At 57.0% G+C, this 6,322-nt stretch carries 6 protein-coding genes; all 6 read right to left on the reverse strand.

The window, feature by feature from the left end; genetic code table 11:
- The coding region (locus ABYV26_RS18005) for an ethanolamine ammonia-lyase reactivating factor EutA (protein ID WP_372682740.1) at window positions 1-736 on the reverse strand (736 nt) is incomplete at its 3' end.
- A 163-nt stretch (window positions 737-899) separates the two neighbouring features.
- Window positions 900-1,193 (reverse strand): EutN/CcmL family microcompartment protein, encoded by a 294-nt coding sequence (locus tag ABYV26_RS18010; RefSeq protein WP_372682741.1) that lies wholly within the window; start codon window positions 1,191-1,193, stop codon window positions 900-902.
- A gap of 14 nt (window positions 1,194-1,207) precedes the next feature.
- The gene (locus tag ABYV26_RS18015; protein WP_372682742.1) at window positions 1,208-2,533 is read right to left on the reverse strand and encodes a TRAP transporter large permease subunit; all 1,326 of its coding nucleotides are present in this window, start codon (window positions 2,531-2,533) and stop codon (window positions 1,208-1,210) included.
- Window positions 2,533-3,042 carry a TRAP transporter small permease subunit gene (locus ABYV26_RS18020; protein ID WP_372682743.1) on the reverse strand — a complete coding sequence of 170 codons (510 nt, stop codon included), beginning with the start codon at window positions 3,040-3,042 and terminating at the stop codon, window positions 2,533-2,535. The genes ABYV26_RS18015 and ABYV26_RS18020 overlap by 1 nt, the downstream gene beginning before the upstream one ends.
- 492 nt (window positions 3,043-3,534) lie before the next feature.
- Window positions 3,535-4,584, reverse strand: coding sequence for a TRAP transporter substrate-binding protein (locus tag ABYV26_RS18025; protein ID WP_372682744.1), 1,050 nt, complete (start codon window positions 4,582-4,584; stop codon window positions 3,535-3,537).
- A 1,005-nt stretch (window positions 4,585-5,589) separates the two neighbouring features.
- Window positions 5,590-6,189: a metallophosphoesterase gene (locus ABYV26_RS18030; RefSeq protein WP_372682745.1), complete on the reverse strand. Its 600-nt coding sequence runs from the start codon at window positions 6,187-6,189 to the stop codon at window positions 5,590-5,592.
- Window positions 6,190-6,322 lie beyond the last annotated feature (133 nt).

The following is a 6,322-nucleotide window of genomic DNA, read 5'->3' on the forward strand; positions in this document are numbered from 1 at the left end:
AGGTGTCGCGCCGCTGCCTGGACGCGTCGCTCGGGTTCGCCGCCGGGGTGATGATTGCGGCGAGCTTCTGGAGCCTGCTGGCGCCATCCATCAACCATGCGGTGGCCCAGGGGTACGGAGACGCCAAGTGGATCCCACCGCTGGTCGGGTCCAATTCCAGAATGCGCCCGCCATAGTTCATTGCCGCGGCGCCAATCATCCGGCCCTGGCGGAAAATGGCGCTGTTGGCCGATCCGCCGCCGATATCCACGTTGGTGACCGTGGTGAAGTGTTCCCGGGAGAAGGTCTCGGCCCCGGATCCTTTTCCGGAGATCATCGATTCCAGGTGCGGTCCGGCCACGGTGACCACAAAGTCTCCGGCCAGCGCCGAGAGTGCGTCCAGGATCACGTCGGCGTTGCGCTTCTTGGCGGTTTCGCCGGTAATGATCACCGCGCCGGTTTCAACCTGTTCGGGTAGAATGCCGGCCTGCCGATACTCATGACGCAAAATCTGTTCAAGGGCGGAGGCATCGATGACATCCGGTCCGGCCAAGGGTGTGAAATGCATCCCACTGCGGTATACCACCTCCTTGTCAACGATGCCGGCCATGCGGGACAGGCTTATCGGCGACCGGGCCAGCGGCGTCGAACCGCCCACGGCTCCCCCGGCCAGGGTCAACCTGGAGAAGACAATCTGCGTGGTCGTGGTGCCCACGTCAATCCCCACGCTGAGCATTTCATGGTTGCCTTTTCCCATTCAATGGTTTCCCGTCCAATAATGTTCATTCCAAAGCGGTAGATTGTGGTCCAGATCAAGGCCGCAGCGATTTGGAAACCGCAGGCGTAGCAGCGCTACGTCGAGGATTTCAAAATCGCGAGAACACAGAACTGGGCCACGAGATGCCTCTTTGGGATGGATATTACCGACTCTTGCGAAAAGTCACCTTCCCATTGGACTGCAAGGTGTCGACGATGGCCATGATGACATTGTCTACCGGCCGATCCAGGGTGATATCCGTCTGGCGGGCCCCGGACCCCTGAGTCACCAGCACCAGGTCACCTTCCCCGGCATCCACCGCATCGACGGCAACCATGGGTTGGCCTATAGATTTGCCGGCCACGTCGGTTTCCTGCACAATCAGAAGCTTGCTACCGACCAGCGATTCGTGCTTCATGGTTGCGACCACCAGTCCTGTTACCCGAGCAATAAGCATAACATGAATCCTTTTTATTTTCCAAAATACAAATCAGGCAGCCACAGGGCGATCTGGGGAAACATGATCACAATGGCCAAGCCGAGAATCATGACCAGTACAAAGGGCACGATCGAGTTGTAGATATCCATTAGGGTGACCTCCGGCGGCGCCATGGCCTTCATCAGAAACAGGTTATAGCCGAAGGGCGGCGTCATGTAGGCAATCTGGCAGGTGATCGTATAGAGAACGCCATACCAGATGGGATCGAAACCCAGGTTGATCACCAGGGGGACGTAAAGGGGGGCGACGATGATGAGCATGGCCGTATCGTCCAGAAACATGCCCATCAGGATGTAGGAAAGCTGCATCATGACCAGCACGCCCCACGGGCTGAGCCCCCACCGGTCGAGAAACAGAGATTTGATTGCATGCACGGCACCCAGGCCGTCGAAGACGGCGCCGAAACAGAGCGCCGCCAGGATAACCCACATGAACATGCAGCTCACACTCAGCGTATTGCGCAGGGTGTTCTCCAGCACTTGGCGGGTAAAGCGGCCCCTGACCACGGCGGCAAGCGTCGTTGCAGCCGCTCCCGCCGCCGAACACTCGACGAGGCTGGTGATGCCCAGCAGGAACAGCCCGGTCATGGAAAAGATAATCACCAGCGGGATAATCCCTGCCTTTAACAGCCGGAACTTCTCCCCCCAGCCGATCAGCCGCCGTTCTTCCAGGGGCAGTGCCGGCCCCAGCTGCGGGTTCATTTTGCATCGAATGGTGATGTAGGCGATGAACAGGGCTGCCAGGAGTAGGCCGGGAAAAACACCGGCCAGCCACAGACGGCCCACATTCTGTCTGGCGATCATTCCGTAAAGCACCAGGACGACGCTGGGCGGGACCATGATGCCCAGCGAGCTGCCCGCCTGGATGACGCCGGTGACCATGACCTTGTCATACTTGCGCTTGAGCATTTCCGGCATGGCGATGCTGGCGCCGATGGCCATGCCGGCGACACTCAGCCCGTTCATGGCCGCCACGGCGGTCATCAGGCCGATCGTTCCGATGGCCAGCCCACCGTTGAGGGGGCCCATCCAGACATGAAACATGCGGTAGAGGTCGCTGGCAATGCCTGACTCTGAAAACATGTAGCCCATATAGATGAACAGCGGCAGAGTGAGCAGCGGATACCAGTTCAACAAAACGAAGCTCGCATTGAAGGGCATCTCTATGCCGCCATCTCCCCACAGGAGCAGGGCGAACAGGGCGGCGACACCCCCGATGGCCGCGAAGACACGTTGCCCGGTGAGCAGCATGAGCAGCATGGAGGTGAATATCAGCAGGGCGATCAGTTCGTGGCCCATTATATCGACTCCCCTCTGGCCGTTGCCAGGTCTTTGAAGAAAAATGCGATCGCCTGCAACAGCATCAGCACGATGCCGATGGTCATGATGATTTTGATGGGAGCCAGGGGTGGTGCCCAGGAGGTATAGTTGACCTGCCCGTATCGCAGGGCATATTCAAGGCTGGAAATGGCGCCGTAAAGCAGAAGCACCAGGTAGAAGATCAGGACCACGGCGGTAATCATGTCCATGATCGCCCTAGTCTTCGGTGACCAGCGTCCATAGAGAAGATCCATTCTGACATGTCCGTCGAGAAGCATGGAGTAGCCACCACCAAGCAGGTAGTACGCGGCCATGGTGAACTGGGCGATTTCCACGACCCATATGTGGGGTTGGTTGAAGAGCGTCCTGGAGATCGACTCGTAGAGCAGCACGCCCATCATAACGAAGACCAGATACTGGGAAAATTTGCCGACTACCTTGTTCGTTGCATCAATGGTGCGCACAAAGGTTTTTATAACTTTGGGCATAGCGACCCCTCTGCCTGGGTATGCTGATTCCGAATCACCGAATCACGTTGGGGAGACGCGGTGGGCGATGATGAAAGAACGCAGCAGACACGGTCAGTCTGTGATTGTTAAATCGGAGCGGAAAGGAGCTGCTGAACGTTGGACGGGGTTTGAAGCAGCCTATCGTTCCTTCAAGTCCGAGTCATAGCAAGATGTTGAAAATACCCACACCTGGCCAGCCAGCGTGAACCGAGATAGCGAGCGAACTGCACATCGATTCTCATCCTTACGGTGACCCCTCCCCGCGGATTGCCGCGGGGAGAGGTCAATTTTTGGCTCAGCCGAATCATCTATCACAATTAAAAGCCGATTTCACACAAATTTTCGTCCTGCCTGGCCTTGGCGCATGTTTTTTTCGACACCCTTTTGAGAGGCCCGCCTTCCCTGTCCGGATCTGCGCCGAAGACAGGGACGGCGACCCTTTTTGCTATATAAGGTTTTGCCCCCGGTTGCTTAGTACCGGTAGGGGGGGCCGGCGGCTTCCATGGTTTTGGCGTATTCCTTGAGGATGCTGACCACTTTGGCATTCCTGGGGCTCTTGGCGGCAATTTCGTCCCAGTATTTCAGGGCGGCGTCTTCCACGACCTTCCACTCCTCTTTGGGGATGGAGGTAAGCTCCAGTTTGCCGCCCTTGGTGCGATAGTGCGCCTCCCCCCACCAGTACCAATGCTGTCTGTAGTAGTGTGAGCTGTCCATGGACAGCTTGAACAGCGTCTTGAGGTGTTCGGGCAGGGCTTCCCATTTCTTGGTGTTGGCAAAGTAGGAGCCCGCCCAGGCACCCGATATGGGATTGGTCAGGTAGTACTTGGTGACATCCGCCCAGCCGACCGTATAATCCTCGGTGATCCCGGACCAGGCCACCCCGTCCAGCTCACCGGTCTGAAGGGCCATCTGGACGTCTTCATAGGGAAGAGACATGGGGACGACGCCGAATTGCTGCATGAACTTGCCCCCGGTGGGAAACATGTACATCCTGAGCCCTTTAAAGTCCTCCATGTGGCGGATCGGCTTGCGGGTGGCGAAATTGCACGGGTCCCAGGCGCCGGCGCTCAGCCAGGTGACTTCCGGCACCTCCGCGTAGGCTTCCTCCCAGATTTTATCGAGCCCGTACCAGTTCCACAGCACGGGAACATCGAGCGAGTAGCGTGATGCAAATGGGAAATAGGCGGCAAATACCGATACGTCGACAGGCGCTGCGATCGAGTCGTCGTCGCTCTGAACGGCGTCGATCGTCCCCTTCGAGACGGCTCTGAACAGCTCGCCGTGGGGCACCAGCTGATCGGCATTGTACAACTCGATGACCATCTCCCCGTTGGCCGCTTTATTAAACGCATCGATGGACGGCTTGACGACGTGTTCTGCCAATGCGGGACCGGCATAGGTCTGCATCCGCCACTTGATGGTCGTTTTCTTTGCCGCATGCACAAAGGGCGCGTTTATGGCTGTGGCTGCCACGGCCGCGGTACCGACTCCTGCCTTTTTAATAAAATCACGTCTTTTCATTCGGCCTGACTCCTTTCGTGGGGTTTGAGTTAACATCCGACCAATCGACTGACAAATTACCGACCAGTTGTTCGCAAAGTCTCTCCAACTCAAGGCGAACCATTTTATCCGCCACGCTCGGAGGCAGATGGAGGTATCAGATGAACCGCGATAGCGAGCGCATTCCTCGCCGCTTGCGGCGGAGTTAGCGAGCGAACTGGAAATCGCGTTTTTATCCTTCCGGTGAAGATTCCTCGCGGCTTGCCGCGGGGAGTGTTCAATCAGGAAAAAAGAAAAATGTATGGAAAATCGTCTAACTGGCAAACCGTCTGATCGATGGTCCAGGGCGTTGATCCCGCAAAAGACGCGAACGTCTTACCGTATGGTTGGTGCAAATGGGACGCAACGAAGCAAGCGCTAACATCCGATCGCTTGCATCTGCTGGCAATGATCGACCCGCGCTTCCGATGTATCAGTTGCCGCCGGCTGATTCGGGACATCCTGACCCTCATGACCCCGCCAAAATGATTGCGCCGGGCCCGGCGGGGGTAGGATGGTCCTGCATGTACGGTCAGCGCTATGGATTGGGTAGGCGCCAATCACTGGTTAGGCTGTGCTGCTACTTTTAAATGAAAGGATCAATATAAAAAACGCGTTGAACACCAGCGCGTTTCAATATGTATAAATTCAGAGGTGTTTCAAGTCAATGTCTTTTTAGTCAGAGGGTTCTTCCCATCTGTTCATCCGCCTGCCGCCATCAAGATAAAAAAGAACCGCAGATTCTTATTTAACTAATTGGTATTTAATATAATATTTACATTGACCAGGTTGCTGCATTCCTCATCCTGTTCAGCAGGCCATGAGAAATTATAGCACCTGGAGGGTCCGGGTACCATTGGCGGCCACGAGCAGAGCGGTCTCCACGCTTCTGAAACCGCCGCCGATGCCGGCCACCTGTTTTCCCAACATGGGGTTGTCTTTGAGCACCCTCCAGGCATTGGGGTCGCATGAAGCACGGTTTGATTTTCATCTGAAGGCGCAGCACGTCAACCGGTCGCTTTCCGGCTCCCAGATCATGACAAATCCTAAAGTCAGGGCGCCGCAGGTAAGGATGCAGGGTCGGTAACCGGTCAATTCAATCGCTTGCCCCGCGGGAAGGGTGGAGAACCGGATCCCGTCTTTTTCGGCGCTGATCATTTCGGGCCTGTGACTGTGCCCGCGAAACAGCAGACCACCGGGGTTCTCCCTGAAAAAGGATGTGGCTTCGCGGCTGCCCATGACGCCGATCATGGCCGACAGACCCAGCCGCCGCACAAAGGGCCGCGAGTGGACCAGTTTGGCACCGGCGACTTCAAGGCTAAGGGGAAGGTTTTCCAGGAAGGCGATAGTTGCCGGTCGGATGCCGCCGTCCGACCGCCCCCGGGCATCGGCAGCCAGGGTGTGGTCGTTGTTGCCTTTGACGGCGGCGATGCTGAGGCCTTTCATCTTGGCCACGCAGGCATCGGCGGTTTCCCGGCGGTTTGAATCGCAGATGTCACCCAGGTGGTACAGGGCCGTGCAGCCTTGCCGCTTCAGGAAAAGGGCACCGGCCGCAATGGCCTCGGGATCGCCGTGACTGTCAGCCATGATGCCTATTTTTTGATTTGTTTTTTCTGGGAGACGCGGAAACGGCTTTCCCTGCGCTCTGCCGCAGATACGCCCAGTTGAAGCGGGATCAGGTCCCTCGGTATGAAATCTTGAAACGACTTTCCGCTTTGGA

This window comes from Desulfosarcina sp. (genome assembly GCF_041551955.1).
Classification (GTDB): Bacteria; Desulfobacterota; Desulfobacteria; order Desulfobacterales; family Desulfosarcinaceae; genus Desulfosarcina.

What these genes read in the sequence shown, in the direction of transcription:
- ABYV26_RS18010 (WP_372682741.1), bottom strand. Translation starts at nt 1,193, where the DNA reads ATGCTTATTGCTCGGGTAACAGGACTGGTGGTCGCAACCATGAAGCAC.
- ABYV26_RS18015 (WP_372682742.1), bottom strand. Translation starts at nt 2,533, where the DNA reads ATGGGCCACGAACTGATCGCCCTGCTGATATTCACCTCCATGCTGCTC.
- ABYV26_RS18020 (WP_372682743.1), bottom strand. Translation starts at nt 3,042, where the DNA reads ATGCCCAAAGTTATAAAAACCTTTGTGCGCACCATTGATGCAACGAAC.
- ABYV26_RS18025 (WP_372682744.1), bottom strand. Translation starts at nt 4,584, where the DNA reads ATGAAAAGACGTGATTTTATTAAAAAGGCAGGAGTCGGTACCGCGGCC.
- ABYV26_RS18030 (WP_372682745.1), bottom strand. Translation starts at nt 6,189, where the DNA reads ATGGCTGACAGTCACGGCGATCCCGAGGCCATTGCGGCCGGTGCCCTT.